The following is an 18,894-nucleotide window of genomic DNA, read 5'->3' on the forward strand; positions in this document are numbered from 1 at the left end:
TTTTATACCTGCACATATCAAAGCAGCTGCACATCGCAGCCCATCTTGCCTACCGCACTGCGGTAATCAGTACATTTCTCGGGCTGAGTTCCCGCGGACAAAATACTTCAATATCGACCTTCATACCTGCTTCACTAAGTACCAAAGCCCGGTCCGCAATCAGAAAAATCTCCAATGGCCGCCGGAATAAATGACGCACCAGCTCTTCTTGGCGGATATGAAGAAAACGCTCCCGCGCCTGCTGAAGCCATAGTTCATCATCCACGCCATCCGGGACCGTAAAGCCATGCCATTTGGCTTGCTGGCGAAGATAATCTTTAAAATGCTCAGGGAGTTGTCCGTAAGATAAGCTGGGCGATGGCTTATATGCATCATCACCCGTTAACGCTTGCCGGCAAAGATCAGCAGCCAAGCGCCAGATGGCCAGGTGTTCGCGCTGAGCTCTCACCTGCCCTGGCGCAGTGACTGTCTCCTGAACGGCCAGTCGCAATGACTCCCGGTCAAGCGACAAGGCATTGGCTCGAATGGTTTCTTTGCCCTGTCGGGATAGCGGCTGATAAGTCTCTGCTTGAATACGATGATAGCAACAGGGAGCCATACTGACTGATAGCTGCTCAGTTACTGCTTTTGAAATCAGCTCTGTGTGAAGGTCGCCACACGCATGAAGTGCCATGACATGCGGCACTCTGGCATCACACCAGGGTGACTGGAATGGCTTTAACACGTCGGCACAAGTGAACTGAACGTTCAACGACTGCTTTTGCGCTAACAGCTCCCCCTGCTTGCATAATGCGGCATCCCACTCCACTGAGCGCACGGGCTTATCCGTCAACCGGGACATTAGCCTTCCCAAATGTCCCTTACCCGCACACCATTCCACCAGTAAGTCGGCTGTCTGAGCGTACGGCATGACCGAGGAGGCGAAATACTGAATTTGCAGCCACTTCCGACCATTAATGTGTGCGCCCCAGACCTCAGGATGAAGCGATAGCTCAGCACTCACAGGAAGCGTTATTAATGATTGAATCTCAGCAAGGGGCAAAAAAGGCTGAAGCTCTGTAACGTCCAACAAGGCGTCCGGATTCTGCTCATAATAAGCCAGCCTTTCTTCAGATAGAGCACGAATCCACTGAAGCAATTGTGGATGCCGTGCTGTCCACTCCGGCACACCATAAAATGGGATTGGTCGCCATAACGCCTCATGGGTTGATAACAGTTTCCCCAACGCTGAAATATCAGGTATTGCCATTAAAAAATACTACTCAATCAATGTCTGAATTAATGCGCTAAGCCGAATCATACCGCAGTCCGCTCAAGGGTCGTTTGAAGCACATCAAACAAGGCCTGATACACAGAAGCAGGCGCGGCCATGACCTGACGCCCATCAATAGAGGCAGGCCAATCGTCAATTCGTTCCGAGAAATGCCCGACCTTAGCCCCTGCTTCCTCAGCGATGAGAAGCCCCGCAGCCATATCCCATGGTTTAACATCTTCGTAGTAAGCGCCATAGCGCCCGGCAGCGACACTGCATAAATCCAGCGAGGCACAACCCGTTCGTCGAATATCCTGAACTTGCTGAAGTACCGTGGACAGGCGACCTGCCAGATGAGGGACTTGAGATTTGTCATAAGGAAACCCGGTAGCAACCACCGTTTTACCCAATGACTCAGGCGGCTTAACAGCGATGCCTTCACCATTAAGTGTGGCTCCCTGACCTCGAATAGCCTTGAAACACTCTTTCAGGAAGGGGCTGTAAACCACCGCTACCTGAGTCACGCCATTAATCGCTACCCCGATTGAAATGGCGACATGAGGGTGTCCGTTAGCAAAGTTAATGGTCCCATCAATAGGATCAATCACCCAGAGCACCGAGCTTCGAGCCAGACTGGCATCCACCTGCGGCGCCAACTCCTCTGAAAGAATCTGATGGTGCGGGAAATGTGCCAGAATACCCGCTCGAATCAATTCATCGACTGCAATATCTGCGCTGGTAACCAGCTCAATACCTTGTTTGTAATGCTGGTCAAAACGACTTTTCTGACGCTCTTCTATCAGTAACTCACCGGCCTGATAAGCCAGTTTTTCTGCAAGCGTAGCGATAACGGCAAGGTTTTCTTCGGCTGGTTTCATAAATAAACACGCCCTGTATTCTGGCAATTCATGGATTGAATAAACTTCCGCGCTCTTTTACCTTGTCTCACCATTACCGACTATGGTTCGCCTAACAAGGTCTGGCGGCTATCAACAGTCAGCAGCTGAAACTTGATACCCGTAGCGTTGTTTGGCTGACTATACTGCTCGCTAACACCCAGCTGGACCCGACAGGTAAGCACTCAGATTTTCAAAGGAGTTATGGATGACCGTAAAAACCTCTAGCTTAGTTCAACTGGCATTTGCAGTCAGTCTTGGACTGGCATTAACCGGCTGCGAGCAAAGCGGTAACTCTGACGCTTCTCAAGGTATCGCAGCAGCTCCTCAGGCGAAACTGGCCATGGCTCCAGCGCGCTTTGCAGCTGAAAGCAGCGCTGTTAATGATGGGAGCCAACAAAGCTACATTGAAGAAAAGCAATATCTTCGCTTTGAACTGCCAGCATCAGAGGTTCAGCCAAAGTGGAAAGCGGCCAGCGACCAATGTCAGCCACGTGACTGTGAGATCCTCTCAGCCAGTATTCAGCAAAGCAATCAGCAGCAGCCTTCTGCAGATCTGACCGTGCGCGTTGCGCGGGACAAAGCCCAGGCTTTTCTGGATAACCTGGGCCAAAACGGATTAATCGAATCCACTATTACCCGACAGGATCGAACCGCAGAAGTCATTGATGTGGATGCGAAGCTGAAAAATCTGCAAGATGTCCGCGATCGTCTGCGTGCTCTGCTTAATCAGAATACCGGTAGCCTGGGTGATGTGGTGCAGCTGGAAAAGCAACTGGGCGACGTACAGGCCAGACTGGACTCAGCCACTTCTCAGCGTGCCTATCTGGCCAATCAGACCGAAAAAGTTCGTATTGATATGCACTTCAACACAGAACCCAGTTTTTCTGATGAAGGGATTTTCGGGCCACTTAAAAATGTGCTCTATGACAGCGGGCGCATTTTTGTTTCTACGCTTTCGGATGTCCTTTACTTCATCATCCAGCTCATTCCCTGGCTGATCGTAATTATTCCTGCCAGCTGGATAGGTCTCAGACTACTTCGCAAGCCCCGTCGCCGCTAATTCATCCCCCATTAAAAGTCATGTCGGCAGCCGCGCTGACATGACTTTTTTGCATGCAGCCCACCAGCGTTACTTTGTTTTTCCCTCGCTTATCTATACTTGACCTTAGTGATCAGAATTTAACCTGAAAGCACTATCAATAAGAAAACCCATCACCGACCGGTAGATGTGGCCGGTGAGTTGTTCAAGACGGACTTTCTGAGGAAAGCGAGAGGAGAAGGCTCATGATTAATCACTTATGGGGACTACTGTCCCACCCTGACAGAGAATGGCGCTCCATCGATGAAGAAGGAGAAACCGTCAGCCATCTGTACAGCCATCATGTGCTCTGGCTGGCTGCAATTCCTGTCATCAGTGCATTTATAGGGACAACCCAGGTTGGCTGGACACTCGGTGGAGAGAGCGTACTCGTCTCTATGGGAACTGCCGTTGGTATAGGCATCGCTTTTTACATGCTGATTCTGGCCGCCGTGGCTGTTGTTGGCTCTACAATCTTCCGAATGGCGAAAGACATTCCCGACCGCCCAAGCTTGCACCGCTGCATCGTCTTTGCTGGTTACATCGCCACACCAATGTTCCTGAGTGGGCTTTTTGCGCTTTATCCTGTTATCTGGCTCTGTGCCTTGGCCGGTATCGCTGGCGTCTGCTATACCGCTTACCTTCTCTATGTAGGGATACCCAACTTTTTGGGCATCAGTGAGGAAAGAGGCTTTATCCTGTCGAGCTCAACGCTGGCCGTTGGTGTACTTGTTTTGGAGGTGCTCCTGGCGGCAGTGGTCCTGCTGTGGAGTATGGGAAGTGAAAACAGCATCGCCTGGATGCTTTTCGGCTAAAGAAACTGACCTGTAAGCCTATGTGAAAACTGCCGGTGGTTACCGGCAGTTTTTTATTGCCCCTATTACCGATCAGCCAAAAAAAGAGGCGACTAAACGTCGCCTCAATACCAGTGATACACCGCTTCACGGCTATTCATGAAATAGCCGATCAACGGATAAGCTCTCTCAGCGAGAGGTGGAACTTGTATAGATCAAGCTGCTTTCGAGCGTTGATCATCGATCTCTTCCTGATAATCATCACCCAGAGAAGATTTTTCTGCTGTCGTCATTACCTTCCCGGCAATCTGAAAAAATTCATGCTCTTCTTCGTCCAGGTGATGATGCAGGCGTTCATGAAGATGTTTAGCTGCGGCAAGCCAGCCTGGAGAACTGTAATCCGTGGACTCCAGCGTCTCGATCAGCTCATCAAACTCATGATGCTCTGCCACGCCGTGACGGGCCTTTTCCTGAGTATTATCGTGCTGCATCAGCGGTACATAAAAACAACGCTCTTCAGCGGTGGCGTGCACTTGCAGCTCAACTTTCAGCTGATTAAACAACTTATCTCTCTGGCTTGAGTCCCCATGAGTTTCCACCAGTTGATCAACCAATTTGCGCTGAATGTCGTGATCTTTTCGTAGCGCTTCAAAAATAGTCATTCCCTTGTCTCCTTGAGTGTTACGCGACGGTATAAACCTTTCTCAACCATGAGGATTCCGAGACAAGAACACAAACCCGGCCAACACTTAACAAGTCGCTTAAGCCGTAAGTCAGAAACAGTTGTGCATGTTCAGACAGGCGTTATAACTGACGTGTCTTATGAAAGACGCTCAATAAAGCGCCCATATCGACACCTCGTAACAAAACGCTTCAAGCTAAACGCCACTTGCACGCGAGATGGAGCAAAGTACAATACGCTCCAACTTGTCCTACAAGCTGACAACTTTCATGAATACCCTGACGAAGCCCACTTCTCTTACTGATGAGATCGCGTATCACCTTGAACAGAAAATACGTCAGGGTGAGATTTCTGCCGGACAGAAACTTCCCAGCGAAACACAGTTGCGACAGCAGTTCAGCGTCAGTCGGAACGTTATTCGCGAAGCGCTGGCACGACTAAAATCCAACGGGCTGATCGAGTCGCGTCAGGGATCAGGCGCTTTTGTACTTCCCGCTGAATCACATCAACACTTTCGCATCATTGATGATGCAAAAGATCTGACTGCCCTCAGAAAGCGGTATGAGATTCGTCTTGAAACTGAAGTTGCTGCGGCCAGCATGGCAGCCAGAAGACGCACGCAATCCCAACTGTTAAAGCTGCAAAGAACACTTGATCAGCTGCGCGATCATGGCCTGACAGAACACACGGAGCACGATCTGCAAACGCAGGTGGCTGCGGCCTCGGCAAATAACTACCTTGAAGGCTTTCTTGCTTATCTCAATGGCCGGGAGCCGGTATCTCCGCACTATAGCTGGCAGAATGCTCCCCGGCAGTTTATTGAGCACTGGCAAGAGATCATTGACGCCATTGCCCTTGGTGATCCTGATCTCGCTCGCCGCCATTACTGGCGATATTTGTTAAGCAGTGCAGAGCTACAGGGGATTCGTGGTCTGCAAGGCTGGGAAAGAACACGCATGAGCGGATTGTCCGAACTCTATGCTCCCCTCTGCGCCCCTGCATTAGCGAGCGAACGCCGCCCGAGATTACCGATACCGGTGGGTGCCTGTGATAGCCACATGCATGTTTTTTGGCCTGATCACGCCAGAAGCTTCACTCCTCACCGCTCCTACACACCGCCGCCGGCCTCCCTTGAGAGCTATCTGGCAGTGCAAAAACGTCTGGGTATTTCTCGCGCGGTTATCGTCCAACCCAGTGTGTATGGGACGGATAACCATGTGGTCTTAGAGAGCTTACGTCAGGCTCGGCGACAGCAAGGTGAAGATGCCTTCAGAGGCGTCGTCGTCATTCCACCCAACATTCGCTTCGAAGAGCTCGAGGCGATGCATCTGCTTGGTGTTCGCGGCGTTCGGGTTAACTTACTGTTCAAAAGCGGTGTTGCTGTGTCTGATTTACGCACTCTGGCGAACAAAATTGCCCCGTTAGGATGGCATCTTCAACTACTGGCAGACCTCTCTGAGTTCTCGGATATTGAGTCCACCCTTGGTGCGCTTCCGGTGCCAGTGGTTATCGATCATATGGGACATATTCCGCCAGAGCTGGGGCCGCAGCACCCAGGTTTCTCTTCAATGCTACGCTTACTGGCGACAGGAAAAATCTGGGTAAAACTGAGTGGAGCGGAGCGGCTTTCCGGCGAGCGCTGGCCTTATACCGATGTCCGCCCGCTGGCCGAGTCTCTCCTTCGAACCAATCCAGAGCGCCTGCTCTGGGCCAGCGACTGGCCGCATACCTGTTTATCCGGCGCGATGCCCGATGATGCCGACCTCCTCGATTTAATGGAATTCTGGACCGATGATCGCGCCCTTCAACACCGTGTATTAGTAGAAAATCCGGCAGCGTTGTACGGCTTTGCCTCCCTGCCCGACCAAGAGAGAATCCTATGATCCCACGTCTTGAACCGACTGAAGTTGTCACCTCTGCCTATGACGTTTTTCTGCAGGCTCTGCGCGGCAGCAGCTTCAGTGGCGATATCAGTGCGGACTATGCCAACAGGACTGTCGCCGCCACAGATAACTCCATCTATCAGGTGTTACCGGAAGCGGTGATTTTTCCGCGCAGCACTGAAGATCTCTCTGAAGTTGCCCGGCTTCTGAATGAGCCCCGCTTCAGCGCTATCCGCGTTTCACCTCGCGGTGGCGGTACCGGCACCAACGGACAGTCTCTCAATAATGGCGTTATCGTCGATCTTTCGCGCCATATGAATCAGATCCTTGAGTTTAATGCAGAGGAAGGCTGGGTTCGGGTGCAAACCGGTGTTGTCAAAGATCAGCTCAATGCCTTCCTGAAACCCCACGGTTTTTTCTTCGCACCAGAGCTATCCACCAGCAACCGCGCCACCATCGGCGGCATGATCAATACCGATGCCAGCGGTCAGGGCTCTGTCCGCTATGGCAAAACCCGTGATCATGTACTGGAGCTCACCTCTGTCCTGCTTGATGGTACGCCCTGGCTGTCCCAACCATTAAGCGAAGATGAGTTTGCTGACATTAGCGCCCGGGATGATCGCGTCGGTGAAATCCACCGTTTGGCTGAGCACATCTTTACTCATCGTCAGGAAGAGATTGAACGCTGCTTCCCAAAACTTAACCGCTGTATGACAGGTTACGATCTTGCCCACATTCGTGATGATGAAGGTCGTTTTAATTTGAACTCCCTGCTATGCGGCTCTGAAGGCACACTCACCTTCATCACCGAGGCGAAGCTGAACATTCTGCCTATCCCCAAATTTTCGGCCCTGGTAAATGTTCAATATCAAAGCTTTAACGAAGCCTTGCGGGATGCCCAGGGGTTGATGGCGTCTAACCCGACATCAATCGAAACCGTGGACTCCAAGGTGCTTAATCTGGCGATGCAGGACATTGTCTGGCACAGCGTCAAGGAATGGTTTCCGCAGACCAGCGCAACTCCGATTCAGGGTATCAATCTGGTGGAATTTACCGGCGATGATGAAGCTGCTCTGGCCCATGAAGTCAAAGCCCTGACGGATCGCCTGGATGCAGAAGCCGAGAGCTCTGTTCGCCTTGGCTATACCACCGTATTTGGCAGTGAATCCGTCAAGAAAGTCTGGGGAATGCGCAAAAAAGCAGTGGGTCTGCTCGGCAATGCCAAGGGCGAACGACGCCCGATACCCTTTGTTGAAGACACCGCCGTGCCCCCCGAGAATCTTGCCGATTTTATTCAGGAATTCCGCGCCCTGCTCGATAGCCACAATCTTGCCTACGGCATGTTTGGCCATGTGGATGCCGGTGTGCTGCACGTTCGCCCCGCACTGGACATGAAAGATCCTGAACAGGAGCCGATGATCCGCATTATCACTGACGGTGTGGTGGCACTGACACGTAAGTACAAGGGCTTGCTGTGGGGTGAGCACGGCAAAGGCGTGCGTTCAGAATATGCACCTGAGTTTTTCGGGCCTCTCTATTCCAGTCTGCAAGAACTTAAAGGGGCCTTTGACCCTAAGAACCAATTAAATCCCGGAAAGATTGCGTCACCTGCCATTGAGGGTGCCGAGCTTCTCAAGATTGATGAAGTGCCGACACGTGGACAGCATGATCGTCAGATCCCACTGACCAGCCGACTCAAATTTGAAGAAGGCATGCACTGTAATGGCAATGGCGCCTGCTTTAATTACGACCTGAACGATGCCATGTGCCCTTCCTGGAAGGCGACCCGAGAACGCACACAGTCCCCCAAAGGCCGTGCATCCTTAATTCGCGAATGGTTACGACAACTGGAAAAAAGCCATGCAGATCCTGTCGCTATTGCCGAAACTCAGCGACATCAGTCCGCAGTAAAAACCTTTATTCCTCGCGTCAAAAACACCCTGGCGAAACGCAAAGGTGAGACGGACATGAGCCATGAGGTTCATGAAGCAATGATGGGCTGTCTGGCCTGTAAGTCCTGTGCTGGTCAGTGCCCGATCAAAGTCAATGTGCCAGAATTGCGAAGCCAATTCCTTGAACTCTATTACGGCCGGTATCTGCGGCCATTAAAGGATTACGCCATCGGCAGCCTGGAATTCATGATTCCCACTCTGGCTCGAGCGCCCTGGCTCTACAACGGGTTAATCGGTAATGGACTTATCAGCAAGATCCTCGGAAAAACCGCTGGCATGGTCGATAGCCCACTGCTTCACGACCTTAATCTTGATAAAGCGATGCAGCGTGAGGCCTTTCACTATGCCACTCAGGAAAGCCTGAAACGCCTTAGCGCTGAAGAGCGAAGTAAAGCCGTGATTCTGGTGCAGGATGCGTTTACCTCCTACTTCGACACACCCGTTGTACTCGATACGTTGCGCCTTATTCGCCAGTTAGGCTTCACGCCTCTGGTGGCTCCTTTCAGAGCCAACGGCAAGCCGCTTCATGTTCACGGTTTCATCAAGCGCTTTATCAAAACAGCAGAGCATCAGGCAGAGCTTCTTAACACGCTGGCAGCTACCGGCATTGGATTGATCGGTATTGACCCCTCTATGACACTGACTTACCGCAGTGAGTATAAGAAATACCTGGCGGAAGGACAGGCTCCAGAGGTGCAGCTTCTACAGGAATGGCTGGCCGAGAAGCTGGAAGTCGTCTCCACTCAGGCAGAACGTTTTGAAGCACGTCATTTCAAACTACTTTCTCATTGCACGGAGAAAACCAACGCTCCCGCCAGCATCGGCGCATGGCAAAAGGTATTTTCCGCTTTGGGGATGAAGCTTGATGTCATCGCCACAGGTTGCTGCGGGATGTCAGGAACCTACGGGCATGAAACCGCCAATAAAGCCACGTCAGAGACTATCTACCAGCAAAGCTGGGCCAAAGTCATCGCTGATGCCGACGATCATTCCGCCCTGCTGGCAACCGGCTACTCCTGCCGTAGCCAGGTTAAGCGCTTTGATCAGCATGAGCTAAAGCATCCCTTGCAGGCGTTACTGACACAACTGAAGAAGTGAGGCAGATGATGACTGAGGCGGTTTCAACGAATCAGAATATCGAGAGCCCCTGTGTCGGTGTCTGCGAGCTGAACACCAACCAGATCTGTACTGGCTGCTGGCGCAGCATCGACGAAATATCTCAGTGGTGGAATATGAGCTCAGCAGAGAAGCTGAATACGCTAAATTGTGCAAGAAATCGCTATGTTGAATTTAATACCGGCCATTGATTACATAAATTTACGATTTTAAGGCTTACAGCACACGTAGATTTACTTATAAATACTTCTATATGACGAAGTTGCCTCAGGTACATCCTCCACCTGAGAAGTCATCTTCCCCCGGGCTTACCCCTTCAAGCCCGGGGTTACTCTTTCCTGATCTTCTTCCCTGAATGATTTTTTCACGTTGTCACACACTGACATATGCCTGACTGGTGCAGTCCGATTCCAATCCCTATTAATAACTTCAGAATGTGTTTGCATTGATGCAAAGCTGATAAAAAAGGAACTCACCATGCGATTAGCGAAACCCTCTACCCTGTTATTAGGATTGGTAATGGCCGCCTCTTTCACTTCCATCACTGGCTGCGCAGCCCGCGTGTCGACGCCTGGGGTTGATGTCGAAGCACGCACGCCAGGCGTTTATACCGAACCTGCGGGTGGTAGCTTCTGCCCTCCTGGTCAGGCGAAGAAAGGCCGCTGTTAATCCCTGAGCCATCCTTCTCTTGAAGCTGTGTCGATTGATCCCTGCAATGCTTCAGTGACCGCAAATAATGCTGGGTTATAAACATACAGCGACTTAGTCGTTGACCTGTTTGTTCCCAGCTTTTATACCTATTCCGTTTGCTTGAATTCATTCGTCTTTCCACACAGGGAAGATATTAAGTAAAAGGAACCTTCCTCATGGCTCAAAGTTACGCTGACAATTCTCTGACTATCGGCGGAACACCACTGGTCAAAATTAATCGTCTGACCACAGCCAAGGTGTTTGCCAAACTGGAAAGTCGTAACCCGGCAGGCTCCGTTAAGTGCCGTATTGGTGCCAACATGGTGTGGGAAGCAGAGAAATCAGGCCAGCTTAAGGCTGGCATGGAACTGATAGAGCCGACCTCCGGCAACACGGGTATTGCACTGGCTTTTGTTGCCGCAAGCCGTGGCTACCCTATTACGTTGACGATGCCCGCCTCGATGAGCCTGGAGCGTCGCAAGGTGTTAAAAGCCCTGGGTGCCAATCTTGTCCTGACAGAGCCAGCTAAAGGCATGAAGGGAGCCATTGAAAAGGCTGAAGAGCTTGTGAAGGAAGCTCCTGGCAAACGATTGATGCTGCAGCAGTTTGATAACCCGGCAAATCCAGCCATCCATGAGAAAACGACAGGGCCGGAAATCTGGGAGGCAACCAGCGGTAATGTCGACTTTCTGGTCGCTGGTGTTGGAACAGGCGGGACGGTATCGGGCACTGGCCGATTCCTTAAAACGAAAAATGCAGCGATTAAAGCAGTTGCAGTTGAACCTGTAGATTCTCCTGTTATTAGCCAGCATCTCAAGGGTGATGACATCAAGCCCGCGCCACACAAAATTCAGGGGATTGGTGCCGGCTTCATTCCAAAAAACCTGGATCTTTCAGTGGTTGATCAGGTGGAGCAGGTATCCAATGATGAAGCGATCACCATGGCTCGCAGACTGATGCAGGAAGAAGGTATTTTGGCCGGCATCTCATGCGGTGCGGCGATGGCGGCGGCGATTCGCCTGGCAGAACTTCCCGAGAATGCTGATAAGACGTTCGTTGTTATTCTTCCAGACTCAGGCGAACGCTATCTCTCCAGCCCGCTTTTTGACGGTATGTTTACCGATCAGGAATTGGCTCCCTAGAGTTAAGTATTTTGATGAAAAAGCCCTGCAACGCAGGGCTTTTTTTCGCAGAATTCATCGTTTAAGAGGTTTCGCTGACTGGATTAACTCACCGGTAATGGCGGGTTTTCCTCACTCAAATGCTCAATCTCACCAAGCCGGAACACTATAAACTCACCTGGCTTCAATGGATGCCAGGTTTCATTGGTGGTCAATGGCTCCGTAGCAATCACCGTAACGACATCATCCGGCGTTGTCTCACTACCGAAATCGACTTTGACTTCCACATCCTGAAGGACAGCTTCACCAAACGGTGCGCGTCGTGTAATCCACTGCAGCTTGGTGGTGCAGTACACATAAAGACGATCAGCATCACTTAGCATCATGTTAAAGACCCCCAGACTACGTAGCCGATCGCAGCGCTCCTGAATGAACAGCGACAGGCGTTCCTGCTCTTCAGCAAGTGTCGGGGCCTTAGGGAACTCACGACGAATTTCTCCCAATAGCCAGCAGAATGCCCGCTCACTATCCGTGGTTCCAACGGGGATGTAATCTCCGAGCGGCCAGTCGAAGATTTCTGCAGTCAGCTGTCCATTGTGAGCATAGGTCCAATGCCTTCCCCATAATTCACGCTGGAAGGGATGGGTATTAACCAGGCAAACTCCACCGACATTCGCCTGACGAATGTGACTGATAACGATGTGGCTCTTGATCGGATGGCTTTGAATAAGACGTGCAACTTCAGAATTCACACTGGCCGCTGGATCATGAAAAGTTCTGACGCCTTTACCTTCATAAAAGGCAATGCCCCAACCATCACGGTGCGGACCAGTACCACCGCCACGCTGCATTAGCCCGGTAAAACTAAAGCAGATGTCGGTTGGTACATTGGCACTCATGCCTAAAAGTTCACACATCGAACCTGTCTCTCATCAAAAAAGTCCAAGAACAGCATAAGCTGCCCTGTCTCAAGAGTTTATACCTCAGCACCATCATCCGCGGCATCTTCACGACGCTTACGTTTCATCAGAGCACGGAAGCCAAAGATTCCACCCAGAATCAGCAGTAAATTCACGGCAGCAACACTGCCGTAAAATAGCCAATTAGTACCACCCTCTTCTTCGATGGTGGCTGGGGCTTCCTCAGCAGGTTTTTCTGGTGCAGCAAGCTCAACGGTTTCACCCGCTTCATTCGTGACCTTGACCGCCGTCGGATTGCTGTCTGCAGATTCAGTCACCAGGCCAAGGCCACTGTCGCCGAGCCCCATTCCACCCCCGACGCTGCTCATTGAAGCTTCATTCTGAACCACTGGCGCATCAGGAACACTCAGCTCCACTTCGACTGGTGGCGCTTCATAGTTAAGAGTCTTACCGTCATTCATTGCTGCATTAACGTCAGCCTTCAAGACAACTTTACCCTGCTGCTGAGGCTTAAACTCACCGACAAAACGCTGCTTTTCGGGATCCCAATTCAGAGGAATGCTCGTCTCCTGACCGCCCTGCTCAGAGCGCACGGAGATTTTGCTCGATTCAGGTACCAGCTCGTCATTGTCTGGTCTCGCTTCGACAATAATCCGGGCCTGGCCTTCCGAAGTATCCGCTTTCCCCGTGATCTCGAGAGGTGCAGTAATCGTTAACGGGAAGACAATCTGGCGTCTGAACGTGCCACCATCAACAACCAGCTTGATCTCATAAGAGCCTGTCTGGTTAAGCATGGTGAGAGGATAGTTGTACGCCCAAGTTTTTTGATCAATGGCTTCGAAAGGAATCGTGAATAACTGCATATGAGCGTCTGGGTAATACACACGCAGGCTGTTATTCATGATTTTGTGAAAAGTCTCGTTCGTGATGCGCTTGTCATCTTCAGAGAACCAGAACTCCAGATTGATAGGCTGACCAATAAGTGCCGTCGCTGGAAGAGGTTTGGAATCCAGACGAAAATCACTGACGATGGCCACTTTATTTGTCTTGGAGACATCCGCCATGAGGGTCCACTCGCCATCCTTTGGTGCTTTGATGGTCGCAATATCGTAGTTGGGCTCATGCTGCCAGCGCACATTGGAGGCTTTGGTATTTTTATCAATCACCAGTCCATTAGGATCTTTGAGCTTGGGCTCGGTATCACCGTTGCGGAAGATCAGCGCGGTGAATTCCGTAATGGAGCGATCAATCTTGAACTGGTTATTTTCATCCAGCGGCGCCTCTTCAACCGGCGCAACACTACCCAGAATCTTGGCAAAAATTCGCGATAAGTCGTAAGCATTGCGCGCCTCTTCATAGAGACCATTGGTTTTCTTGGAAAGCGTCTGAAGCAGATCTCTATCTGCCGTGCTGGAAAGTGCAATTGTATGAACGTGATAGCCCGCCTTAATTAACTGAGGCAGCAGATCGTCAATAATGGCTTTTCGGGAGAGATCGCTTTTACGAGTGTCAGGATCAAGATCCACCATACCGTCTGACAGAAGAATGATATTTTTGGGAATACCGTCCTTGGCAGGAGCCTCAATCGCCTGCTTTAGCGCAGCCTCAATGTCAGTCCACTCATCAGCACTGGTGATTTTTGTTGCACTGGCCAAAGCAGCCTTACGCCATTCTTCCGTCACTGCACCATGAGGCGCAATTGCCTCAGGTTTATTACCAAAGGTCCAAAACCCTGCCTGAGCATCATTAGGTAGTAACTGAGCAAGTAACCTGACCGCTGGCGCACGAAGATTCTGCGGATCGTTATCCTGCATACTTCCGGAGACATCAATCAGCAAGCGCACATCGGTAGGCGCAGCCTGAGCAGCCATAATGGACAGCGACAACATCCCGGCAACCAGCCAGATACAGCATGAACGTAGTACGCGCACTTTTTTCCCCACTTCTTCCTGACTGAACAAATTGTTGCCAGCACAACCCCTAGGTTCCCTTATAGCAAAGATGCCACAGAGCGCCTAGTGGGCAGATAGTCCAACAGAGGAGGAAGTAAGCGGAAAGCGAGCGAAGCCAACGTTAGATCACAAACATCTCACCGTTATTGCTCAAGCAGGTTCCAGGCAGCCGTTTTTTCAGCATCATAACCGGGTAACTCCACCTGACACAGGAAGCTTTCCCAATAGGACTGGGACCAGGCAGTAACTCGAACCTCATGCATGATATAACGATGAGAATTACGTTGGTCACGATATTCCAAATACACAAACAGCGTTTGCCAAGGGAGTTTCCAGCTATCCTTACGACAGCCAAGCGCAGCCCAGAGACGCACTTTACCCTTTAAGGTTCCAATTTCGGACCAAAGCGGCTGACTCAGAAAAGGCAGAGAAGAAACCAGATCTTCAGAAGAGGAAAGATCGGCTTGAAAATCGATGGATACAACGTGATCCAACATGTGAGATGCTCCCATAAATTATGAGAGCTGACGTGATATTGGCCCTGCTTGTTTGCCGGATGGCCGCATCTCCTTTCGGAGTCCACCTTGCCCAGGATGGCAGGTTGGCGAGGACGTCAGCCCTACTCTCGATGCTAGTATTAAATGTTAGTACTCAACTTGACCCTCTGATGACCCAAAGGTCTGCATCAGCGATTCAATTTGTGAGGCACACTCTACTCCATGCCTCACGGACTTGCAATTTTGCCTGCTTGTTTAAATATCAGTGACATCAATCAGCAGAAGTTCCCAATCGGCATCTTCTGGAACCACTCGCTCGCTGATAGCAACACGCTTAAGCTGAATGCGGCCCTGCTTACGAGTCGACTCTTTTCCAGAGACAAGAGGATGCCAGGCATGCAACGGACGTTTCTCAGCCACAACCCGATAAGAGCAGGTTGGGTGTAGCCAGTTGACTGATCTTACCAGCTCAGGCGTCATCTGGACGCAACCGGGTACCCGCTCGAAACGCTCGCCGTAATGCAGACAACCACCATCACGCAAGTTCAGCTCTTTACAGGCAACCCGTGAGTAGTGCACTTCATTAGTGTCTTCATCTTCCAGCTTGTGCAAACAACATTTGCCACAGCCATCACATAGCGCCTCCCACTCTTCATGAGTGAAAGCCTCTAACTCAAACTGTTCCCAGAAGCGCTCACGAATCATCAGTAACGACCTTGTGTTGGCGCCCTGTAGGCGTCCAGCATATAGGCTTCTTTAGGAGGAGGCATTTGCAGGAAAAAACCTTTCTCGGCAATGCTATCCAGCACATCCTTGGCCTTGACTCGCGCAAGCGTCTTGTCTTCCTTCAGCAACATGTCAAAAACATGGACAGGTTTACCAAACTGTTCAAGTAGCACCTCTGGCACTTTCGAGAACTGTGCTTTTTTCTCGACGTAGAGATACATCTCATCTTTTTTAGGGCTTTTATAAATGCTGCAAATTAGCGGAGCAGTCATCACTTTTCACTTTCCAGAATCAGGGTCGTCAGTTCAGGTTTGAGTAATTCAGTTCGCCATCCCTGAAGACCAACAGGCCATTGTTCTGGCAATGCCAGTAACGAAGCCTCTCGAACGAATACTTCCAAATCACGTTTGCGGGCTAACATATCAGCAGGAATTCCCTGCTCATCGGCCACACGCCCTACCACATCTTTCAGGCGATTAAGGCGTTTTTGAGCATTCTTAGACAACGGCCGCGGAATTTCAGCTGGCCAGACTTCCTTGGGAAACTCTCTTGCAGCCTCAGCAACCGCCAGCACTTCACGCCCATTACGCTTGATCACAGCAGGGCGAATATTTTCAATCTGGTAGAGCTGGTCAATACGCTCAAGGTGGCGACGCGCAATATCAAACAAGGCGCGATCCGGCATCACCTGGTTACGGGACAAGTCCTGTTTACGGGCAAACTCTTCACGCCAACGACACACTTCCTGCAAGACAACCAGCTCTTCCTGGCTGAGCTGCCAGGCCATTTTCATGCGCGTGTAATATTCCTCAGGAGCCGTCCCCGATGCAATCTGATTCACCAGATCACGAGTATCCTCAAGCAGCCACTCCAGACGACCTGCCGAATCCAGCTTCTGGCGCAGCGATTCATACACTGGATATAACCAAAGCACATCATCGCAGGCATAAAGGCACTGAGAATCCGTTAACGGGCGCTGCAGCCAATCAGACCGGGTTTCACCTTTTTCGAGCACTTTGCCGGTCACGGCTTCAACCAGACGCTGAAAGCCCATCCCCTGACCAACGCCAGCATAGGCAGCAGCGATCTGGCTATCAAACACCGCCACCGGCACATAACCCAGTCGATGAATAAAAAGCTCAATATCTTCCGAGCCAGAGTGCATCACTTTCAGTACATCCGGCGATGTCAGGACAGCGCCAAAACTGCTGAAGTCACGTATTTTAAGCGGATCAATCAGACAGACCTGCTTGCCGTCATACACCTGGATTAAACCCGGACGCGGATAAAATGTCTGCGTGCGCTCAAACTCGGTATCTACCATCAACGCAGGAACGGTTAACCATTCAGAGGCGAAACGGTCCAGCGTTGCATCATCAGCAATCCATTGAAAGTCAGACGCGTTCACTGGGCTCATCCCTTAACCTCTTGTCGTAATCAATGACAGGTAAAACAAAGAAACCGGCGCACTCAACCGAGTGAACGCCGGCCACTGAAGGCGTGCACCAAAGTGCCACCATCAACATACTCAAGCTCGCCACCCAAGGGGACTCCATGGGCAATACGAGAAACCCGTACAGGCAAACCACGCAACTGCTCAACGATGTAGTGAGCGGTTGCCTCCCCTTCGACCGTGGGGTTAGTAGCAATAATGACTTCCTCAACCGGGCCCTGGGAAACCCTGGCTGGCAGCTTACCGATACCCAACTGCTCAGGGCCAACACCTTCAATAGGTGATAAATGCCCCATCAGCACAAAGTAATGGCCTCGGTAACTCCCCGTCTGCTCGACTGCCATTACATCGGCAGGCATTTCAACAATACAAAGCAGGCTGGAATCACGCTGGGGCGATTCACACAGTTTACACAAGGGAGTTTCGCTCAGGTTACGGCATTGCTCACAGTGGCCAACGTGCTCAACCGCTTTAAGCATGGTTTCAGCCAGGCGCTCTGCACCTGGACGATCCCTTTCAAGCAAATGCAACGCCATACGCTGCGCTGTTTTGGGGCCAACCCCAGGCAAACAGCGAAGCGCATCCACCAGCTGATCAATAAGCGGGCTGAACTGCATTAGAAAGGCATCTTGAAGCCAGGAGGCAGGCCCATACCAGAGGTAGCAGAGGCCATTTTCTCTTTATTAACTGCTTCAATTTTACGTACAGCATCATTCACCGCTGCTGCGAGCAGGTCTTCCAGCATCTCTTTGTCTTCAGACATCAGGCTGTCGTCGATAGAAACGCGCTTAACATCATGACGACCAGTCATAATAACAGAGACCAGACCAGCACCAGATTCACCGGTGGTTTCTGCATTGGCGAGCTCTTCCTGCATTTTCTGCATCTGCTCTTGCATTTTTTGGGCTTGTTTCATCAAGTTGCCCATTCCACCTTTCAACATACTAACCTCTCTGCTCGTCCACCGGCCTGATTGAACCGGGTTGAATAATAGCCTCGAACGCATCCAGCAAGCGCTGAACCGTTGGATTCTCATGAATTGACTGCTCAGCCTGCTGTTGGCGAAGTGCTTTTGCTTTCGCCTTGTATACAGTCGCCGTGTGTTCCAGCCCATGACCTGCTGCGCATTTTACCTGCACAGGCTGACAAAAATAAGCTGAAAAAGCCTCTTCCAGCATTGAGCGTTGTCGCTCACTGAAAAGGGAGAATTGCTGCTCTTCACAGAGGATTTCAAGCTCGTTCCCTTGTAGAGCGCGAAACTCTGTAGCCTCCAGTATTGCCTTTAGCACGCCTCGTATAGGGACATCACTGCTAATCGCAGGCCACTGCCCAAGGGATACATCCTTAAGGGTATAGGCAGGCACATGTGCAGCAGACTCAGGCTCATCCTCGACTTTTTCATCGATGATCTCCAGCACCTCTTCAGCCTGCTCCATCTCAGTTTCAGAGATCGCACTGAGTAACTGGTCCGCCTGCTGAAAAGCCACATCCAGCATTTCACTGTCATCATCGTCTTCTTCATCTGAAGGCATATCAGCGTATGCCTCAAGTGGCGGGAGCTGATCACCCAGTGAAGATGAAACAACCGACTGCGCCAACGAAGCGACAGGTGCCATATTGTCTTCAGGCTTTTTTTCTGGTGCAGGAGCCTCTTGTTCGGACACTGCTTCTATAGCTGCGTTTTCCGAGGCGAGCTCATTCGACTGATTAACAGCACGAGTTTGTTCTTGCGGTTGAGAAGGCTCAGAGGATGTAATTTCCTGCTCAGTCATTGGCGCAACCTGGACGGGCTGCGAAGCTGGAGCTGGAGCTGGAGCTGGAGCTGGAGCTGGAGCTGGAGCTGGAGCTGGAGCTGGAGCTGGAGCTGGAGCTGGAGCTG

Annotated in this window: 19 protein-coding genes and 1 riboswitch; of the genes, 7 read left to right on the forward strand and 12 right to left on the reverse strand. The window is 51.1% G+C overall.

What is annotated here, in order from left to right; translation table 11 throughout:
* Positions 1-49: 49 nt before the first annotated feature.
* Together ACKC9G_RS02100 and ACKC9G_RS02105 are read right to left on the reverse strand one after the other, a co-directional pair.
* Complete coding sequence (locus tag ACKC9G_RS02100) at positions 50-1,249, reverse strand: methyltransferase (RefSeq protein WP_411403277.1); 1,200 nt, start codon at positions 1,247-1,249, stop codon at positions 50-52.
* A 47-nt stretch (positions 1,250-1,296) separates the two neighbouring features.
* Positions 1,297-2,130: an inositol monophosphatase family protein gene (locus tag ACKC9G_RS02105; RefSeq protein WP_411403278.1), complete on the reverse strand. Its 834-nt coding sequence runs from the start codon at positions 2,128-2,130 to the stop codon at positions 1,297-1,299.
* Between the two features lie 226 nt (positions 2,131-2,356).
* Between ACKC9G_RS02105 and ACKC9G_RS02110 the strand changes: the two genes are divergently transcribed.
* Together ACKC9G_RS02110 and ACKC9G_RS02115 are read left to right on the forward strand one after the other, a co-directional pair.
* Positions 2,357-3,211 carry a DUF4349 domain-containing protein gene (locus tag ACKC9G_RS02110; RefSeq protein WP_411403279.1) on the forward strand — a complete coding sequence of 285 codons (855 nt, stop codon included), beginning with the start codon at positions 2,357-2,359 and terminating at the stop codon, positions 3,209-3,211.
* 224 nt (positions 3,212-3,435) lie between these two features.
* The gene (locus ACKC9G_RS02115; RefSeq protein ID WP_411403280.1) at positions 3,436-4,044 is read left to right on the forward strand and encodes a Yip1 family protein; all 609 of its coding nucleotides are present in this window, start codon (positions 3,436-3,438) and stop codon (positions 4,042-4,044) included.
* Positions 4,045-4,238: 194 nt separating this feature from the next.
* On the opposite strand, the gene ACKC9G_RS02120 is transcribed toward ACKC9G_RS02115, so the two are convergent.
* Positions 4,239-4,685: a hemerythrin domain-containing protein gene (locus ACKC9G_RS02120; RefSeq protein WP_411403281.1), complete on the reverse strand. Its 447-nt coding sequence runs from the start codon at positions 4,683-4,685 to the stop codon at positions 4,239-4,241.
* 289 nt (positions 4,686-4,974) lie between these two features.
* Between ACKC9G_RS02120 and ACKC9G_RS02125 the strand changes: the two genes are divergently transcribed.
* The 5 genes from ACKC9G_RS02125 to cysK all read left to right on the forward strand — a co-directional run bounded on the left by ACKC9G_RS02125 (position 4,975) and on the right by cysK (position 11,488).
* Positions 4,975-6,588, forward strand: a complete 1,614-nt coding sequence (locus ACKC9G_RS02125) for an amidohydrolase family protein (RefSeq protein WP_411403282.1) — start codon at positions 4,975-4,977, stop codon at positions 6,586-6,588.
* On the forward strand, positions 6,585-9,638 hold the full coding sequence (locus tag ACKC9G_RS02130) for an FAD-binding and (Fe-S)-binding domain-containing protein (protein WP_411403283.1): 3,054 nt from the start codon (positions 6,585-6,587) through the stop codon (positions 9,636-9,638). Before ACKC9G_RS02125 ends, ACKC9G_RS02130 begins: the two co-directional genes overlap by 4 nt.
* A gap of 5 nt (positions 9,639-9,643) precedes the next feature.
* On the forward strand, positions 9,644-9,847 hold the full coding sequence (locus ACKC9G_RS02135; RefSeq protein WP_411403284.1) for a DUF1289 domain-containing protein: 204 nt from the start codon (positions 9,644-9,646) through the stop codon (positions 9,845-9,847).
* A gap of 286 nt (positions 9,848-10,133) precedes the next feature.
* Positions 10,134-10,325 (forward strand): hypothetical protein, encoded by a 192-nt coding sequence (locus ACKC9G_RS02140; RefSeq protein ID WP_411403285.1) that lies wholly within the window; start codon positions 10,134-10,136, stop codon positions 10,323-10,325.
* 197 nt (positions 10,326-10,522) lie between these two features.
* On the forward strand, positions 10,523-11,488 hold the full coding sequence (gene cysK, locus ACKC9G_RS02145) for a cysteine synthase A (protein ID WP_411403286.1): 966 nt from the start codon (positions 10,523-10,525) through the stop codon (positions 11,486-11,488).
* 83 nt (positions 11,489-11,571) lie between these two features.
* Here the strand turns inward: cysK and ACKC9G_RS02150 are convergent, their stop codons facing one another.
* The 9 genes from ACKC9G_RS02150 to ACKC9G_RS02190 form a co-directional block, all read right to left on the reverse strand.
* Positions 11,572-12,384, reverse strand: coding sequence for a class II glutamine amidotransferase (locus ACKC9G_RS02150; RefSeq protein ID WP_411403287.1), 813 nt, complete (start codon positions 12,382-12,384; stop codon positions 11,572-11,574).
* Between the two features lie 59 nt (positions 12,385-12,443).
* The gene (locus tag ACKC9G_RS02155) at positions 12,444-14,318 is read right to left on the reverse strand and encodes a VWA domain-containing protein (protein WP_411403288.1); all 1,875 of its coding nucleotides are present in this window, start codon (positions 14,316-14,318) and stop codon (positions 12,444-12,446) included.
* A 164-nt stretch (positions 14,319-14,482) separates the two neighbouring features.
* On the reverse strand, positions 14,483-14,836 hold the full coding sequence (locus ACKC9G_RS02160) for a hypothetical protein (RefSeq protein WP_411403289.1): 354 nt from the start codon (positions 14,834-14,836) through the stop codon (positions 14,483-14,485).
* A gap of 38 nt (positions 14,837-14,874) precedes the next feature.
* A riboswitch (SAM-I-IV-variant riboswitch) is annotated at positions 14,875-14,976 on the reverse strand.
* A gap of 115 nt (positions 14,977-15,091) precedes the next feature.
* The gene (locus ACKC9G_RS02165) at positions 15,092-15,541 is read right to left on the reverse strand and encodes a YcgN family cysteine cluster protein (RefSeq protein WP_411403290.1); all 450 of its coding nucleotides are present in this window, start codon (positions 15,539-15,541) and stop codon (positions 15,092-15,094) included.
* A complete protein-coding gene (locus ACKC9G_RS02170) occupies positions 15,541-15,834 on the reverse strand; it encodes a YcgL domain-containing protein (protein WP_411403302.1) in 294 nt (97 codons plus the stop codon). Before ACKC9G_RS02170 ends, ACKC9G_RS02165 begins: the two co-directional genes overlap by 1 nt.
* Positions 15,834-16,979 (reverse strand): ribonuclease D, encoded by a 1,146-nt coding sequence (gene rnd, locus ACKC9G_RS02175; RefSeq protein WP_411403291.1) that lies wholly within the window; start codon positions 16,977-16,979, stop codon positions 15,834-15,836. Before rnd ends, ACKC9G_RS02170 begins: the two co-directional genes overlap by 1 nt.
* Before the next feature lie 53 nt (positions 16,980-17,032).
* On the reverse strand, positions 17,033-17,632 hold the full coding sequence (recR, locus tag ACKC9G_RS02180; RefSeq protein ID WP_411403292.1) for a recombination mediator RecR: 600 nt from the start codon (positions 17,630-17,632) through the stop codon (positions 17,033-17,035).
* Positions 17,632-17,958, reverse strand: a complete 327-nt coding sequence (locus ACKC9G_RS02185; protein WP_411403293.1) for a YbaB/EbfC family nucleoid-associated protein — start codon at positions 17,956-17,958, stop codon at positions 17,632-17,634. The genes recR and ACKC9G_RS02185 overlap by 1 nt, the downstream gene beginning before the upstream one ends.
* Position 17,959: 1 nt before the next feature.
* Entirely contained in the window at positions 17,960-18,787 is an 828-nt protein-coding gene (locus tag ACKC9G_RS02190) for a DNA polymerase III subunit gamma/tau C-terminal domain-containing protein (protein ID WP_411403294.1), read from the reverse strand.
* Positions 18,788-18,894: the final 107 nt, after the last annotated feature.

It is taken from the genome of Pokkaliibacter sp. CJK22405, from assembly GCF_046614695.1.
Lineage (GTDB): Bacteria > Pseudomonadota > Gammaproteobacteria > Pseudomonadales > Balneatricaceae > Pokkaliibacter.